Here is a 15,412-nt window from a genome sequence, read left to right as displayed (position 1 = left end):
GCTCGATCGTGGCAGTGGAAGCAGTGGTGCGGTCCGCCTTCGGGCCCGACGGCGGCGTCGGGCACTTGCTCATCGATGGAGAGTGGGTGCCCGCGTCGGCGGGTTCGACGTTCGACGTGATCGACCCGGGCACCGAGGAAGTCGTCGGCAAGGTCGCCGAGGCCGGGGCCGCTGATGTCGAGGCCGCGGTCGCGGCGGCCCGGCGTGCGTTCGATGAGGAACGCTGGCTGAGGATGTCGTCGGCCCAGCGCGGTGTGGTGCTGTGGAAGGTGGCCGACCTGCTCGAGGCGAAGTCCGAGGAGATGGCGCGGCTGGAGAGTCTCGACGTCGGAATGCCCGTCTCCCAGGCCAGATTGATGGTGGCCGAGGCGGTCAACCAGTTCCGTTACTACGCGGGGTGGGCGGACAAGATCCAGGGCACCACCGTCGAGATCGGAACCGCCGAACGTCGGCTGCAGGGCGCGACGTACCGCGAACCCGTCGGCGTCGTGGCGATGATCGTGCCGTGGAACGCGCCCTTGATCGCCATGTCGATGAAGCTGGCGCCCGCGCTGGCGGCGGGGTGCACCTGTGTGCTAAAGCCGTCGGAGGAGGCACCCCTCTCAGCGCTTGCCCTCGGCCGGGTTCTGCTCGAGGCGGGCGTTCCGGCGGGTGTCGTCAACGTCGTCACCGGTTTCGGGGCGACGGGCGCGGCGTTGGCCGAGCATGTGGGTGTCGACAAGATCAGCTTCACCGGCTCCACCGAGGTGGGTCGCAAGATCGTCGCCGCGGCCACGGGCAATCTGAAGAAGGTGTCGCTGGAATTGGGCGGCAAGTCGCCGGTGATCGTGCTGCCCGACGCCGACATCGCCGCCGCCGCGGCTGGTATCGCGATCGGTGTGTTCTGGAACTCGGGCCAGATCTGCACTTCGGGCACGCGGTTGTTCGCACACGTCGACGTCTACGACGAGCTGGTCGAGGGCGTCGCGGAGCAGGGCCGGAGTATGAAAGTCGGCTACGGCACCGATCCGGACGCGCTGCTCGGCCCGTTGGTCTCCCAGTGTCAACTCGACCGGGTCGCCGGGTACGTCGAGGATGGCCGCGCAGCGGGCGCACGCGTGGTCAGCGGCGGAAAGCGCCTGGCAGGGCGCGGTTTCTACTACGCGCCGACCGTCATGGCCGACGCGACTGCGGACATGCGGATCGTCCGCGAGGAGATCTTCGGTCCGGTGATCGCGGCGATGTCGTTCACCGATGTCGACGCCGCGATCGCCTCGGCCAACGACACCGAATACGGCCTGGCGGGCAGCGTGTGGACGCGCGATGTCTCGCTGGCTCATCGCGTCGCTCGCCGGTTGCGAGGTGGCCGCATCGGCGTGAACATCCACCGCGCCGGCGGTGTTCAGATGCCGATCGGCGGCTTCAAGCAGTCCGGGTGGGGCAGAGAGAACGGTCCCGACGCGCTCGAGGAATACCTCGAGACCAAATCGGTCGTCACCTTGCTCGACCGCTGATGGCGCGAGAACACTTCGATCCCGACTCTGGAAAGTTCGATCAACTATGGCAGACCTCAACGACGACCTGGCGCAGAAGATCCAGTGGGTCGTCGACCTCGAGCAGATAAAGACTCTGATGGCGAAGTACTGCCACGGAATCGACAAGAAGGACGAGCAGACCTTCATGAGCATCTGGGCCGACGATGCCGACTATCTGCTTCCGCGCGGTGAGGGGCACGGCATCGACGGGGTTCGCGAACTGGTGCGGAAAGTGTGGCGGGAAGTGCCGCAGTGTCATCACCACATCACCAATCCAGTTATCGACGTGCAGGGCGAGGTGGCGACAGCGGCCACCGACGTCTTCTACTTCCGCCTCACCGCCGACGGCACCCGGGTACTGCTTTCGGGGACATACGCGTTCGAGTTCGTCAAACGCGACGAGCGGTGGCAGACCCGAAGCGTGAGATTCGCGAGTTTGTCGCGGACAGCCCGGTCTTCGGATAGCACGGGCTACTCATAACCCCGAGGGGCCCTGCGATAGCAATCGCGGGGCCCCTCTCTTGCACGATCAGATCCAGCGGGGTATTCGGACTGTCCAATTTCTGGACAGATTGCAGCGGTGGGTGACCGTAGTCTCCTGGAATCGCTCTGGGTTCAAGAGATTTGGGCGATATGGACCGGCGATGACGGCTCCCCGTTCCGCCGATGAGAGATGGGTCAGCAGCACATGAGCAAGACTTCTGAAGTAGACGAGATCGCCGCGGCGTCCATGGCGGTCGTCGACCGGCACATCGCCGCGATGAGCACACGCGACATCGACACGATCGCCGCGGACTACTCCGAGGACACGGTCATCATTACGACGCTGGCGCCGGAGCCGCTGATCGGCAAGGCCGCTATGAAAGCATTCCTCGCGACGCTGATGGCGGCCGGGGCCCAAGAACTCGACACCGCGGCAGCCCCCACGTTCACGCGTAAGGAGGCAGTGGGCGAGTACGTGTACCTCGCCTTCGACCTGGGCAACGGCAGGACCGCAACCGAGACGTACCACATCGAGAACGACCGGGTCGTCTTCGAGACCGCGACGTTCTGAGCGTGGTCGCAGCGTCGGCGCCCGACGTGGCGCCGACGCTCGATCAGGCGCGCATGGCGGTGTATTCGGTGTGATGGTCGCGAATGACCAAGGCCGAGCGCAGGTTCCAGAGCCCGGTGGGGTCGGTGGTGTCGAAGCCGGTGAGCCGGAAGATCCGCTTGAGCCGGTAGTCGACGCTGTTGGGGTGCAGGTGCAGTCGGCGGGCCGTGCGACGCCGGTCGAGTCCGGTCTCCACGTAGGTACGCAGAGTCTCGATCAGGTCGGGGTAGTCCTCGAGTGGGTCGAGCAAGGTCGACAGGGCGTCGCGTCCGGGGCCGGGGCGGGTGAGCTGGTACTCCACCGCGATGTCACTGAAGCGATGGAGCCGCTCGGTCATCCCGAGTCGGGTGACCACGTCCAGGGCGGCGTGCACCTGTTCGGCCACCGTCGGCACGTCGGCGGTCGGCGCACACATCATCACCCCGGTCGGGATATTGCCCTCCGCGGTACGGAGAGCTTCGACGAAGCCGGTGAGGGCGGTGAACTCGCCGAACGCTGTGTCGGGAACGAGCACCGTCGCGCCTGCGGCACCGAGCAGGGCGAGAGCGCTCGGGCCGAAGCGGCGACGCAGCTCCGAATACAGCCGCGCCACAATGGGTTCGGCCAGACTGCGCGGCGCGTCGTGTGGTCTGCCGCGCCGTGCGGGCAAATGGACGGCGATGATCGCGTAGGCGGCGGCGACAGCTATCTGGTTGCACTGTCCGAGCACTTTCGACGAATCGCCGCGCAGCAGTGCGGCGGCGACCTCCTGTGCTGCTTCGACGCTGTCGTGGGTCGGGTGGCCCGCTTGCCCGTAGACGCGAGCGACGATCCCGGTGGCCACGCGGACCGTCCGCAGTATCTGCCCGGAACCGGCGGTGAGGGGGGACGTCGCGGGCGCGGCGTCGACGACCAATTCGATGGCTCCGATGACGATCGACAACGTGGTGTCGAGGTCGACGCCCAACCGGACGCACGTGGTCACCGCCCGTTCCAGACCTGCCACCGCCTCACCGTCATCACTGAGCTTGCTGGCCGAGGCGAAAGATCGGGAGGCCAGGACGAGTAGCTGTTCACGCACCTCGCCGGAAGCGCTGTGCGTGGTCACTGCGGAGTCGACCATCCGGGTGATTGTCTGGTTCACCTCGTGAACTCCCATCCTGCGTTCTTCGACCCCGGCACGCTGGAGCTTGCCGGGTGTTCGCCCGGGTAAAGGGCGACGTTCGGCGAGCCTAAGCCGCGCTCGCGTCATCGGGTGTCCAGCAATTTGGACACCCTCAACTGGACAAATGCTCAGAACTTTGGTGTCACGCGTGGGGTTGATGTCACATATGAGGCATAATGCATGAACAGGCGACCGAAAGGACCCCGATGGAAACCACCCTGCAGCGTTTGCCCCGCGGTGCGAACAAGCAGCGTCATCAGCTGTCGGAGGACGTCGCGACCTACGTTCGTGAACTGATCATCTCGGGCCGGGTGCGGCCCGGTGAGTTCCTGCGGATCGAACCGATCGCCGAGGCGGTCGGTGTCAGCAACACCCCGGTGCGCGAAGGTCTGCTGCTGCTCAGTGGCGAAGGCTTCGTCGAGTTGGTCCCGCGACGCGGATTCATGGTGTCGCAGTTCAGCAGACAGGATGTGCGCGACCTGTTCTGGGCGCAGGCGACGATGGCCGGTGAATTGGCGAGCCGGGCCGCGAAGTCGATCTCCCAACGTGAACTGGACCATCTGGCCGATGTTGTCGAAGCGCATGCGCAAGCGGCCGAGAACGGGTCCGACGACGCGCTCGTCACCTACGGTCACGAGTTCCATCGCTCGATCAATCTGGCAGCGGACTCGCGCCGGTTGTCGATGCTGTTGGCGACGGTCGTCAAGCAGTTGCCGAATCGCTTCTACATCACCATCGAGGGACACGGCGAGGACGTGTTGCGGGATCATCCACTGATCCTCGACGCGCTGCAGAAACGTCGCCCCAAGGCCGCCAACACGCTGATGCGCGACCACATCATGTCCAGCGCCGACGAACTGGTCGCCATGCTGGAGAAGCAGGGGCTGTGGGCAGAACCGACCCGTAAGTCCACGGCCTGATCCTGTCCGGGGGCGTTGACGCCGATCATCGCCCTGGCATGCCCGCGTTTAATATAGTATATATTTGACGTCGTTACATGCGTCACAGTGGTGAGAGGACTTTCAATGACGAAGTCGGTTGCGGCGGGCGTGCTGCCCGCGCACCCCGAGGCGTCCTATATCGACGGCAACTGGGTGCCGGTGTCGTCGTCGGAGACCTTCGAGGTCGTCAATTGCAGCACCGAGGAGGTCGTCACCGCCATCGGGGCAGCGACGGTCGAGGACGTGGATGCCGCGGTGGCGGCCGCGCGTAAGGCGTTCGACAACGGTCCGTGGCCGCTGATGTCGCCGACCGAACGCGCCGGTTACCTGCGCGCGATCGCCGCCGAATTGACCAGGCGTGGTGACGATTTCGCCCGGCTCTGGTCGATCGAATCGGGCATCGTCTATTCGCTGGCAAAGACCCGGCTTCCACTGTTCCTGTCCGGTGCTTTCAATGCCTATGCCGATCTGGCCGAAACGTTCCCGTTCCGCGAGGCACACACCCCCGCGGCCGGGGGCGCCGGTCTGCTGGTGCGCGAGCCGGTCGGTGTCGTCGCGGCCATCGTTCCCTGGAACGGCCCTGCAGGCCTGATGGCTTACAAGTGCGCGCCCGCCCTGCTCGCCGGATGTTCGGTCGTGCTGAAGCCGCCGCAAGAGGCACCCACCTCGGCCTATCTGTTCGCCGAGATCTGCGACCAGGTCGGGCTGCCGCCAGGCGTGATCAATGTGGTGACGGCAGACCGGCAGGTTTCGGAGACGCTGGTTCGCCACCCCGGCATCGACAAGGTGACATTCACCGGCTCCACGGTGGCCGGCCGCACGATCGGCGCGATCTGTGCCGACCGTATGGCGCGCTGCACTCTCGAACTCGGCGGCAAGTCGCCCGCTCTGGTGCTCGACGACTACGACATCGGCACGGCGGCGAAGGTGCTCGCCGGTGGCATCAGCTACCTGGCGGGCCAGGTCTGTCACAGCCTGACCCGCGTCATCGTTTCCGAGAAGCGTCACGACGAACTCGCCGACGCGCTCGGTGCCGCGATGAGCGCCGTTCGCGTGGGTGACCCGTTCGAGGAAGGCGTGACCATGGGACCGCTCGCGTCCGCGCGCCAACGCGAACGCGTCGAAAGCTTCATCGCCGCAGGCAAAGCCGATGGCGCGCGCCTGGTGACCGGTGGTGGCCGACCGGCCGGGCTCGAGCGCGGCTTCTTCGTCGAGCCGACGGTCTTCGCCGGTGTCGACAACCGGTCGGTGATCGCGACCGAGGAGATTTTCGGCCCCGTCCTGGCTGTTATCGCGGCCAAGGACGAGGACGACGCCGTCGCGCTGGCCAACGACAACCCGTACGGTCTCAACGCCGCGGTCTTCACCAACGACACCGATCGTGCCTATCGGGTGGCGCGAAAACTGCGTACCGGCACCGTCGGGCAGAACGGTCCGCGAACCGATTTCTCGATCGCCTTCGGAGGCTTCAAGCTGTCGGGCGTGGGTCGTGAAGGCGGTTCGGAAGGTCTGCTGCCCTTCTTGGAAAGCAAAACGCTGGTGCTCGAGAACGAGCCGGCCGATATTCCCGGCCTCGGCAACTGATTCTTCCTGCTGCACCGAAAATTCCACGGCAAAAGGCCTCGTCGACCTCGGTCGGCGGGGCCTTTTGCGCTGTTCGACGGGATCCTGCAATTGTGCTGTCCGGAAATTGTGTGCTGTCCATATTCTTGGACATTGCGCGTACGAAGAATTGCATAGCGTCTATCGGGAAAGGGTGACATACGGACACTGTCGCCCGATTCGTTCCTGGCGCAGATCGCGCGTGTCTATTCGATCGGGGAGCAGCGGTGCTCGCCGATCGGTCGGAGGTTGCACATATGTTCCCCAATCAGCGTTTTCGTCCCCGGCGCGCGGCCGCATGCCTCGCGGTGTCGCTCGCACTCGCGTCGGGAAGCTGGCTGAATTCGTCGGTCGCCCTCGCTGATCCCGAGACCCGTTTTCTGGTGATCGGGGGGACGGCGTCACCGAGTATCAGTGTGCTCGGCCTCGACGACGCGGGCAGATTGTCGACAGTTCCCGGCTCACCGTTCGCATCCGGGACCGGTTCTCTCGCGGTGACGGTCACGCCGGACGGCCGCTACGTCTATTCGACGAACACGGTGTCGGGCACGGTGAACGGATTCCGTCTCGGTGGAGACGGCGTGCTCACCCCGATTCCCGAGGCGAACCTCGAATTGGGGGCTCCCGGTGTCGGCGCCGTGGTCGCGCCCGACGGGAAGCGGCTGTATGTGACGAGCGGTTCGGTGACGAACGAGATCCGCACCTATTCGATCACCGCCACCGGCGGGCTGGTGTTCACCGGCACGGTTCAGGTACCCGGAGTGAGCGGACTCAGTCAGATGGCGATCTCGCCGGACGGCCGTTTCGTTTTCGCCGTCGGCTGGCTGCAGGCGACGACTTTCAGTTTCGCCGTCGGCCCCGATGGCGCGCTGACCCTCGTCGATTCCATCGGGTCGGGGCTGATGTCGACCCTGCCCGGTGTGACGCCGGACGGGAGGTTCCTCTACGTCAGCGATGAGGCGAGCGGCACTATCTCGGGCTATGCGATCGGCACCGACGGACAACTGAGCCCCGTGCCGGGATCGCCCCTCAGCACCGGGCTGATGTCTTTGCCGCACGCCGCGCAGTTCACCGCCGACAGCCGCCGGATGTACATCGCCGAGGCGATGGCCGGAAAGATCGGCGGCTACGAGATCGCGGAGAACGGAGCGTTGATCCCGCTGCCCGGGGCGCCGTATCAGACACCGGCGGGCACCCTGCCCGGCCGCGTCGTGATCGACTCGGAAACGCAGCGGCTCTTCCTCATCGACACCCTCACCGTGGGTATCACCGCGCGTGTGCATCCGTATGCGATGGCGCCCGACGGGCGGCTCACCCCGACGGGCGAGGAGTCCGTCGACACGGGGCTGATCTTCGCCGACGGCGCGAACGCGGTAGTGGCGGTGCAGCGATGATATTACATATATTATATTGAGTAGACTCGCACAGCTGCCAAGGGAGGCACACGATGAAACCGTACCGCTCGATGCTCTTCGTCCCCGGTCACAAGGGGTCCTGGGCCGACAAGGGCGTCGGCTCCGGGGCCGACGCGCTGATCCTCGACCTCGAGGACTCGGTGCCCGCTGCGGACAAGGTCGAGGCGCGCGGCACGGTCGCGGCCACGATCGACCGTCTCACCGCCGAGGGTGTGCGTCCCGACCTGTGGGTGCGAGCCAACCCGGAGGTGAGTGGGCTGCTCGGCGGCGACCTGGAAGCCATCGTGCGGCCAGGCCTGGCCGGGCTGTTCCTGGCGAAGGTGTTCACCGCCGACGAGATCGTGCGCCTGGACGCGGTGCTGAGCCACATCGAGCAGCGTGAGGGCATCGAGGTCGGGACGGTGCAGCTGATCGTGTCCTTCGAGACCGCGGTGTCGATGGCGCACTGCGAGGACATCGCGGGCGCGAGCCCTCGGGTGGCCTCGCTGCTCGGTGCCACCGGCCCGAACGCCGACGTGGGCCGCGAACTCGGCTTCGAGTTCACTCCCGCCGGTCTGGAGACGCTGTACCTGCGCAGCCGGATCATCCTGGCGGCCAAGGCGAACGGACTGCACCACCCGGTGACCGGTGTGTGGCAGGACATCAAGGATCTCGACGGCGCGCGACGCTTCTGCCTGGACAACCGGCAGCTCGGCTACCGCGGGCTGGTGGCGATCCACCCCTCGCACGTGGCGATCGCCAACGAGGTGTTCTCGCCGTCGCCGGAGACCGTCGACTACTGCAGGCGCATGATCGCGGCGTTCGAAGAGGCGGAATCCGCAGGCAGTGCGGCCGTCGACTTCGAAGGCCAGCATATCGATCTCGCGCACGTGAAGACAGCACAGGGTGTGATCGCCCTGGCCGACGCGGTGTCGGCCAACGCGTAGGAGTGACACGAAGAAGGGGGGTGGCCGCGGCCACCCCCCTTCTTCGTGTCTACAGGCGGTCAGTCGACGATCAGCAGAACAGTCTCGGCTACACAGGCGGGCTTGGCCGCCCCGCCGTCGAGGACGTACTTCGCTGTCACCGACGCCCCGGCGCCGGTCTCGGCGACCTCGGTGATCGTCACGGTTGCCCGCAGCTGCGACCCGGCGGGCAACGGTTCGGGAAAGCGAACCTTGTTGACGCCGTAGTTCACCCGCGCCGAGCCGAATCGGAAATCGAGCAGCTCCGGCCGGAAATGCGAGATCAGCGACAGCGTGAGATAGCCATGGGCGATGGTGGTGCCGTACGGTCCGGCGACGGCCCGCTCGGGGTCGACGTGGATCCACTGCTCGTCGTCGGTGACCTCGGCGAACGCCGAGATGCGCGCCTGATCGACCAGGTACGGTTCGCTCGGGCCGATCGGTTCGCCCACGGCGGCGCGGACCTCGTCGAGGGTGGTGAATACGCGGGGCACGGTTTCTCCTGATCAGTCGGTGGTGACGTCGACGGTGGCATTCGGCCCAGCCGATTCCCCCCCGGGACCGAACAATTCGAGTGCCACACCATCGGGCACCTCGGTGGCGAGCAAACGCGCGGGCTGGCCACAGAACAGGGGTGCACGGCCGCGGTGGCGCAGCTCCCGTACCGGTGCCCCGCCCATCAGCCGGTGGATCTCGGCCAGCGCGATGGCCTGCAACGGGCCGTGGACAACCAGGCCCGGGTACCCCTCCACGCCGGTGGCATAGGGCCAGTCGTAGTGGATGCGGTGCGCGTTCGCGGTAGCGGCGGAGAACCGAGCGAGCAGGGACGGATCGGTCCGCAGGTCCCAGGCGTTGTCCGCCGTGCGGCGCAGGGGAGCGCGCGGCAGAGTTTCCTCGGCCGTCGGCGGTTGCGCGGGCTTGTCCGGCGCGGGGGCGGCCTCGCGGTAGATCAGATTCTGAGTTTCCTCGACGGCGAGTTGGTCGGCCTCGGTGAACAACCGGATCCTGACGTCGACCACGACCAGCGCACCGGACCGGCCGTTCTTCTCGGTCACCGAGACCACCTCGGCCTCGCGCCGCACCGTCGATCCGACGAGAAGCGGTGTGTGCACAACGATCTCACCGCCGGCGAACATGCGTCGCGGCAGTTCGACCGGCGGGAGGAACGAGCCACGTCGAGGGTGCCCGTCGGGACCGAGCACGCCGGAGGCCGCCCAGCGCGGCAGCGCCACCCAATGCCACAGCGGCGGCAGCGGATCGCCGGGGCCCGGAACGGGTAGGCCGTCGTCGAGCAGCGCGGCCAATGCGGCCACCGGCGCGGGATCGAGGAGTTCGACGGAGGTTTCCGTGTGCGGTTGCCAGGTGCTCACATGAACCGCCCGCCGGTCACCTCGAGCACCGTGCCCGTCATGTACGAGGACATGTCGGAGGCGAGAAACAATGCCACCGTGGCGATCTCGTCGATCTCACCGGCCCGGCCCAGCGGAATCTCCGCCATCTTCTGATCCCACACCTTCTGCGGCATGGCCTCGGTCATGGCGGTGCGGATCAGGCCGGGCTGGATGGCGTTGACCCGCACACCCAGGTGCGCGAGCTCTTTCGCGGCAGCCTTGGAGAGGCCGACGATGCCCGCCTTGGCGGCGGAGTAGTTGGTCTGACCGGGCAGACCGATCTTGCCCGACAACGACGACATGTTGACGATGGCGCCGCTGCCGCGTTCGCGCATCACCGCTCCGGCCAGCCGGGTGCCGTTCCAGGTGCCCTTGAGATGGACGGCGATGACCTGGTCGAACTGGTCCTCGGTCATCTTGCGCATGGTCGCGTCGCGGGTGATGCCCGCGTTGTTGACCATCACGTCGACGGGGGAGAAGGATTCGGCGGCCGCGTCGATGAGGGCCTGGACGTCGTCGGCGACGGTGACATCGCAGCGAACACCGCGGGCGACGGTCGCGCCGCCGAGCTTGTCCGCGGCGGCCTGGGCAGCGTCGCCATCGATGTCACCGATGACCACGCGCGCGCCCTCGGCGACGAAGCGTTCGGCGATGGCGTAGCCGATGCCCTGGGCGGCGCCGGTGACGACGGCGGTCTTGTCGGCCAGAAGTGGTCCGGTCATGGCTGTTCCTCACTGTCGGTGGTGGCGTCGAGCTGCGCCAGGATGCGGCGGGCACGGTCGAGTACGGGCTTGTCGACCATGGCACCGTCGACCACGGCGACACCCGAGGTGTCGGTGATCGCGGCGGAAATCTTGCGTGCCCAGGCCTGTTCGGCATCGGTCGGGCGAAACGCGGTCGCTACCGGGTGGAGCTGGCGCGGATGGATGCACAGCTTGCCGGTGAACCCGAGCCGTTTGCCGTAGCGGGCATCGTCTTGCACCAGGTCGGCATCGTCGACGACACCGGTGACGCCGTCGATCGGGCCGGGCAGGCCGGCGGCGGCGGAAGCCAGGACCAGTGCGTGCCTGGTCCCGGCGAGTGCTTCACGGTCGGTGGGATCGACACCGAGTTCGGCGGCCAGATCGAAGGTACCGACCGCGAGCCGGTCCACGCCCGGCGTGGCCGCGACGGCCGCGGAATGCGATACCCCTGCGGCCGTCTCGATCAATGCGATCAGCAGCGGTCGGCTGCTGGCGGCTTTCGGGCGGTAGGGCGCGCTGGCCCGAGCCTGGGTGAGGGCATCGATGACGCCGTCGAGGTTGCCGATGTCGGCTTTGGGCAGCACGACCGCGCAGCGCAGCGGTGCCAGCGCGGCGAGATCGTCCGCGTGCCACGCGGTTCCGACAGCGTTGATACGGACCGCGCACTCGTTGCCTGCTTCGATCCAGGCGACGGCGTGTTCACGGGCGGCCTCCTTGGCATCGGATGCCACGGCGTCTTCGAGATCGAGGACGACCAGGCCCGGATTCGCCGCGGCGGCCTTGGCGAAGCGTTCGGGCCGGTCGGCCGGGACGAACAGCAGGGTGGACGCGACGCGGATCCGGGTCGCCAGATCCGTTGTGGTTCCGGCGCTCACGCGCGCTTCTTCGCTTCGCGCACGAGCCCGCCGCCGATGATCAGGCGCTGGATCTCGCTGGTGCCCTCGTACAGACGCAGCAGGCGCACGTCGCGGTAGATGTGCTCGACGGTCACCTCACGCATGTACCCGCTGCCGCCGTGGATCTGCACCGCGTTGTCGGCGACCCGGCCGACCATCTCGGTGCAGAACAGCTTGGCCACCGAGGGAGAGATGCGGCGGTCCTCGCCGGAGACGTACTTGGCGGCGGCGTCGCGCACGAGCGCGCGGCCTGCCATCACGCCGGTCTGCATGTCGGCGATCATCGCCTGGACCAGCTGGAAGTCGCCGATGGGCGTACCACCCTGGGTGACAGTGGCGGCGTAGGCGACGGATTCGTCGAGGGCGCGCTGCGCGGTACCGACCGACAGTGCGGCGATGTGCACGCGACCACGCGAGAGCGAGGCCATCGCGGCCTTGTAACCGACATCCTCCGAGCCACCGACCAGTGCGTCGGCGGGCACTCGGACGTCGGTGAACGTGACGTCGGCGGTCCAGGCACCTTCCTGACCCATCTTCGCGTCCTTGGGTCCGACGATGACACCCGGTGTATCGGCGGGTACCAGGAACACCGCGATCCCGGGCCCGTCGGGACCTGGCTCGGCGGTGCGGGCGAAGGTGACGAAAAGGTCGGCCAGCGGTGCGTTGGTGATGAACCGCTTCTGGCCGTCGATCACCCAGTCGTCACCGTCGCGGCGGGCGCGGGTGCGCAGACCGGCGGGATTGGAACCCGCGCCGGGCTCGGTGAGCGCGAAGGAGGCCAGTACCTCGCCCGAGGCGATCCGCTCGAGCCACTGCTTCTTCTGCTCGTCGGTGCCGTAGTTGACCAGCACCTGACCGGCGATGCCGTTGTTGGTGCCGAACAGCGACCGCAGCGCCAGCGAGGTGTAGCCGAACTCCATGGCCAGCTCGACATCCTGGGTGAGATCGACGCCGAGGCCGCCCCACTGCTGCGGGATGGCGTACCCGAACAAGCCCATCTCCGCGGCGGCTTGCCGGATGTCGTCGGGAATCGCGTTGGTCTCCAGGATCTCCTGCTCGCGCGGGACGACCTTGGTACGGATGAACGTGCGGACGTGAGCCAGGATCGGCTCGAAGTCCTCGGCACTGAGTTCGGACACTCTCGGCTCCTCTGTGGTTGAGGCTGATACTAGATATAATATACAATGATATAATATACGATGAGCCGAACGGTGAGGTAGCATCCGTTCGACACCGTCTAGTACATAATATATTCCGAGAGGACGCGACATGGCTGGCCTGTATTTCGAGGAGTTCGAGCCGGGAATGGTCATCGACCACCCCACCCGCCGCACGGTGACCGAGGCCGACAACACCCTCTTCAGTGTGATGACGCTGAACCTGGCCCCGCTGCACCTGGACGCGGAGTACAGCAAGAACTCGATCTACGGGCAGCGCCTGGTGAACAGCCTGTTCATCCTCGGGCTGGTCTCGGGTATCACTGTGCCGGAGACCACGCAGGGCACCACCCTGGGCAACCTGGGTTTCGAGCAGATCAAGTTCCCCAAGCCGGTGTTCCACGGTGACACCATCCACGTGCAGACCAAGATCGAGAACAAGCGGGAATCCAAGAGCCGCAACGACTCCGGCATCGTGACCTTCCGCCACCTCGGGATCAACCAGCGCGACGAGGTCGTCTGCGACGCCTTGCGTGTCGGGCTGATGATGAAGCGTCCGGCCGAGCAGGCCTGATCCGCCACACGACGAACCAGCAACGAGGAGGACACGTCATGGTGGACGTTCAGCCTGCCGAGCAGCCGGCCTGGGTGCCCGACGAACAGATCCGTGAGCGCAGCCGTCTGCTCGCGGCGATGCGAGCCTGGGGATTCGGTGACGACGCGGCAGCGGTCGCCGCGCTCAACGAGCGAGCCATCGCCGAGCCCGAATGGTTCTGGCGGGCCGCGACAACCGACCTGGGCGTGGACTTCTCGGTCCCGTTCGACCGCGTCGTCGACGAGTCGGCCGGGAAGCCGTTCCCCCGGTGGTTCACCGGCGGCGGCGTCAATATCGCGCAGCTGGCCGCGCACCGGCATGCGCGAGGCTCCGCCGCCGATCATCTCGCGGTGGTCTACGAGGGCGACGAGGGTGCACGGCGCACGCTGACCTTCGCCGAACTCGACGACCAGGTGCGGCGTTTCGCCGCCAACCTCACCCAGCTGGGTGTCCGGCGCGGTGACCGGGTGGTGCTGTTCATGCCGGTGGTGCCCGAAGCCGCGGTGGCCTTCCTCGCGATCGCGATGATCGGGGCCGTGTCGGTGCCCACCTTCAGCGGCTACGCACCGGACGCGCTCGCCACCCGCCTGCAGGATTCCGAAGCGGTGCTGCTGGTGACCGCCGACGGGACCACGCGGCGCGGCAAGCGGGTCGAACTGAAAGCGACCGCCGACGCGGCCCTGGAGTCGGCGCCCACCGTGGCCAAGGTCGTGGTCGTGCGGCATCTGGGCACCGAGGTGCCGATGCGCGCGGGCCGCGACGTGTATTTCGACGAGCTCGATGCCGATCCGGCGCCGGTGCCGACCGCGGACACCGAGTCCAACGACCCGCTCACCATCGTCTACACCTCGGGTACCACCGGTCGCCCCAAGGGCATCGTGCACTCCCACGGTGGTTTCGCGGTGAAGACGGCGGTCGACTTCGGCTACGGCTTCGACGTGCACGAAGGCGATGTCGTCTCGTGGATCACCGATCTCGGCTGGCTCGTCGGCCCCATGCTGATGGCCGGTCCGCTGCAGCTCGGCGCGACGATCGTGATGATCGAGGGGCTGCCGACGCACCCCACCGCGCACCGGATGTGGGAGATCATCGAGCGCAACGGTGTCACCGTGGCCGGTATCGCGCCCACCGCGGCGCGTGCGCTGAAGGCGGCGGGGGAGGAGGAGGTGACCCATGCGATGCCGAGCTTGCGCACCTTCGTGTCCACCGGCGAGGCCTGGGACGAACCCACCTGGTGGTGGCTGTTCTCCGAGGTCGGCGGCGGCACCCGGCCGATCGTCAACTACAGCGGTGGCACCGAGGTCGGTGGCGGCATCCTGATCGGGTACCCGTTCCTGCCCGCCGACCCGGCGGCCTTCACCGGCGCACTGCCCGGCGTGGACGCCTCGGTGTTCGGTGAGGACGGCAATCCGGTCGTCGGTGAGATCGGTGAACTCGTGGTCCGCAACACCTTCCCCGGCATGACCCATGCCTTCTGGCAGGACCGCGACCGCTATCTCGACACCTACTGGAACCAGTGGGACGGCGTGTGGGTCCACGGCGACCTGGCCAGCATCGACGACCAGGGCATGTGGCGCATCCACGGCCGCTCCGACGACACCATCAAACTGTCGGGCCGCCGGGTCGGTCCCGCGGAGATCGAGGCGGCGCTGCTGCGCGACAACCGGATCGCCGAGGTCGCCGTGATCGGCGTGCCCGACGAGCTGCGTGGCCAGCGTGCGGTCGCTTTCGCCGTCCTGCGTTCCACCGGTAAGGCCCCGGAAGACCTGCAGGACACCGCGATCGGGAACGCGGGACGCTCGTTCGCCCCCTCGGTCGTCGTCGTGGAGAGCCTGCCCAAGACCAAGAACGGAAAAATCATGCGCCGGGCCATTCGGTCCCGGTATCTCGGGGCACCGACCGGAGACATGTCCTCCCTCGACCCCGCCACCCCACTCGAAGCGATCCCCGTGTCCACGGGCGACGAAAAGGAGTAGC

The 15,412-nt window shown here is 67.1% G+C and carries 15 protein-coding genes; 9 read left to right on the top strand and 6 right to left on the bottom strand.

What is annotated here, in order from left to right; genetic code table 11:
- The first annotated feature begins 14 nt into the window (after positions 1-14).
- From NI2_RS09505 to NI2_RS09495, 3 genes are all read left to right on the top strand, one after another.
- Positions 15-1,493, top strand: coding sequence for an aldehyde dehydrogenase family protein (locus tag NI2_RS09505; protein WP_371851957.1), 1,479 nt, complete (start codon positions 15-17; stop codon positions 1,491-1,493).
- Between the two features lie 46 nt (positions 1,494-1,539).
- Positions 1,540-1,995, top strand: a complete 456-nt coding sequence (locus NI2_RS09500; RefSeq protein WP_067488577.1) for a nuclear transport factor 2 family protein — start codon at positions 1,540-1,542, stop codon at positions 1,993-1,995.
- Positions 1,996-2,202: 207 nt separating this feature from the next.
- Positions 2,203-2,568, top strand: a complete 366-nt coding sequence (locus NI2_RS09495; protein WP_166655784.1) for a nuclear transport factor 2 family protein — start codon at positions 2,203-2,205, stop codon at positions 2,566-2,568.
- A 43-nt stretch (positions 2,569-2,611) separates the two neighbouring features.
- Here NI2_RS09495 and NI2_RS09490 read toward each other — a convergent pair whose 3' ends face one another.
- A complete protein-coding gene (locus NI2_RS09490; RefSeq protein ID WP_166655783.1) occupies positions 2,612-3,709 on the bottom strand; it encodes a PucR family transcriptional regulator in 1,098 nt (365 codons plus the stop codon).
- A 248-nt stretch (positions 3,710-3,957) separates the two neighbouring features.
- Here NI2_RS09490 and NI2_RS09485 point away from each other — a divergent pair, with 248 nt between their 5' ends.
- The 4 genes from NI2_RS09485 (at position 3,958) to NI2_RS09470 (ending at position 8,635) form a co-directional block, all read left to right on the top strand.
- The gene (locus NI2_RS09485; RefSeq protein ID WP_067488570.1) at positions 3,958-4,671 is read left to right on the top strand and encodes a GntR family transcriptional regulator; all 714 of its coding nucleotides are present in this window, start codon (positions 3,958-3,960) and stop codon (positions 4,669-4,671) included.
- Positions 4,672-4,776: 105 nt separating this feature from the next.
- Entirely contained in the window at positions 4,777-6,276 is a 1,500-nt protein-coding gene (locus tag NI2_RS09480; RefSeq protein ID WP_067488568.1) for an aldehyde dehydrogenase, read from the top strand.
- Between the two features lie 275 nt (positions 6,277-6,551).
- Positions 6,552-7,688, top strand: a complete 1,137-nt coding sequence (locus tag NI2_RS09475; RefSeq protein ID WP_133734082.1) for a beta-propeller fold lactonase family protein — start codon at positions 6,552-6,554, stop codon at positions 7,686-7,688.
- A gap of 53 nt (positions 7,689-7,741) precedes the next feature.
- On the top strand, positions 7,742-8,635 hold the full coding sequence (locus tag NI2_RS09470; protein ID WP_067488563.1) for an HpcH/HpaI aldolase/citrate lyase family protein: 894 nt from the start codon (positions 7,742-7,744) through the stop codon (positions 8,633-8,635).
- A 59-nt stretch (positions 8,636-8,694) separates the two neighbouring features.
- On the opposite strand, the gene NI2_RS09465 is transcribed toward NI2_RS09470, so the two are convergent.
- The 5 genes from NI2_RS09465 to NI2_RS09445 are packed head-to-tail and all read right to left on the bottom strand — an operon-like array spanning position 8,695 to position 12,822.
- A complete protein-coding gene (locus NI2_RS09465) occupies positions 8,695-9,147 on the bottom strand; it encodes a MaoC family dehydratase (RefSeq protein ID WP_067488561.1) in 453 nt (150 codons plus the stop codon).
- Positions 9,148-9,159: 12 nt separating this feature from the next.
- Positions 9,160-10,023, bottom strand: coding sequence for an HTD2 family dehydratase (locus NI2_RS09460; RefSeq protein ID WP_067488559.1), 864 nt, complete (start codon positions 10,021-10,023; stop codon positions 9,160-9,162).
- Positions 10,020-10,766 carry a 3-oxoacyl-ACP reductase FabG gene (fabG, locus tag NI2_RS09455; protein ID WP_067488557.1) on the bottom strand — a complete coding sequence of 249 codons (747 nt, stop codon included), beginning with the start codon at positions 10,764-10,766 and terminating at the stop codon, positions 10,020-10,022. The genes NI2_RS09460 and fabG overlap by 4 nt, the downstream gene beginning before the upstream one ends.
- Complete coding sequence (locus tag NI2_RS09450) at positions 10,763-11,662, bottom strand: HpcH/HpaI aldolase/citrate lyase family protein (protein ID WP_243749944.1); 900 nt, start codon at positions 11,660-11,662, stop codon at positions 10,763-10,765. Before NI2_RS09450 ends, fabG begins: the two co-directional genes overlap by 4 nt.
- A complete protein-coding gene (locus NI2_RS09445; RefSeq protein WP_067488555.1) occupies positions 11,659-12,822 on the bottom strand; it encodes an acyl-CoA dehydrogenase family protein in 1,164 nt (387 codons plus the stop codon). The genes NI2_RS09450 and NI2_RS09445 overlap by 4 nt, the downstream gene beginning before the upstream one ends.
- Before the next feature lie 130 nt (positions 12,823-12,952).
- On the opposite strand from NI2_RS09445, the gene NI2_RS09440 reads away from it, so the two are divergent.
- Together NI2_RS09440 and NI2_RS09435 are read left to right on the top strand one after the other, a co-directional pair.
- Positions 12,953-13,414 (top strand): MaoC family dehydratase, encoded by a 462-nt coding sequence (locus NI2_RS09440; protein ID WP_067488553.1) that lies wholly within the window; start codon positions 12,953-12,955, stop codon positions 13,412-13,414.
- Positions 13,415-13,452: 38 nt separating this feature from the next.
- On the top strand, positions 13,453-15,411 hold the full coding sequence (locus tag NI2_RS09435) for an AMP-binding protein (RefSeq protein ID WP_067488550.1): 1,959 nt from the start codon (positions 13,453-13,455) through the stop codon (positions 15,409-15,411).
- Position 15,412: the final 1 nt, after the last annotated feature.

The organism is Nocardia ignorata NBRC 108230 (genome assembly GCF_001612905.1).
GTDB lineage: Bacteria > Actinomycetota > Actinomycetes > Mycobacteriales > Mycobacteriaceae > Nocardia > Nocardia ignorata.
Note: the sequence above shows the minus strand (reverse complement) of the source record. Positions and strands in the feature narration are given on the sequence as shown.

Excerpts from the sequence above, each read along its gene's own strand:
- fabG (WP_067488557.1), bottom strand. The coding sequence starts at position 10,766 with ATGACCGGACCACTTCTGGCCGACAAGACCGCCGTCGTCACCGGCGCC.
- NI2_RS09500 (WP_067488577.1), top strand. The coding sequence starts at position 1,540 with ATGGCAGACCTCAACGACGACCTGGCGCAGAAGATCCAGTGGGTCGTC.
- NI2_RS09490 (WP_166655783.1), bottom strand. The coding sequence starts at position 3,709 with ATGGTCGACTCCGCAGTGACCACGCACAGCGCTTCCGGCGAGGTGCGT.
- NI2_RS09470 (WP_067488563.1), top strand. The coding sequence starts at position 7,742 with ATGAAACCGTACCGCTCGATGCTCTTCGTCCCCGGTCACAAGGGGTCC.
- NI2_RS09485 (WP_067488570.1), top strand. The coding sequence starts at position 3,958 with ATGGAAACCACCCTGCAGCGTTTGCCCCGCGGTGCGAACAAGCAGCGT.
- NI2_RS09495 (WP_166655784.1), top strand. The coding sequence starts at position 2,203 with ATGAGCAAGACTTCTGAAGTAGACGAGATCGCCGCGGCGTCCATGGCG.
- NI2_RS09475 (WP_133734082.1), top strand. The coding sequence starts at position 6,552 with ATGTTCCCCAATCAGCGTTTTCGTCCCCGGCGCGCGGCCGCATGCCTC.
- NI2_RS09440 (WP_067488553.1), top strand. The coding sequence starts at position 12,953 with ATGGCTGGCCTGTATTTCGAGGAGTTCGAGCCGGGAATGGTCATCGAC.
- NI2_RS09435 (WP_067488550.1), top strand. The coding sequence starts at position 13,453 with ATGGTGGACGTTCAGCCTGCCGAGCAGCCGGCCTGGGTGCCCGACGAA.
- NI2_RS09480 (WP_067488568.1), top strand. The coding sequence starts at position 4,777 with ATGACGAAGTCGGTTGCGGCGGGCGTGCTGCCCGCGCACCCCGAGGCG.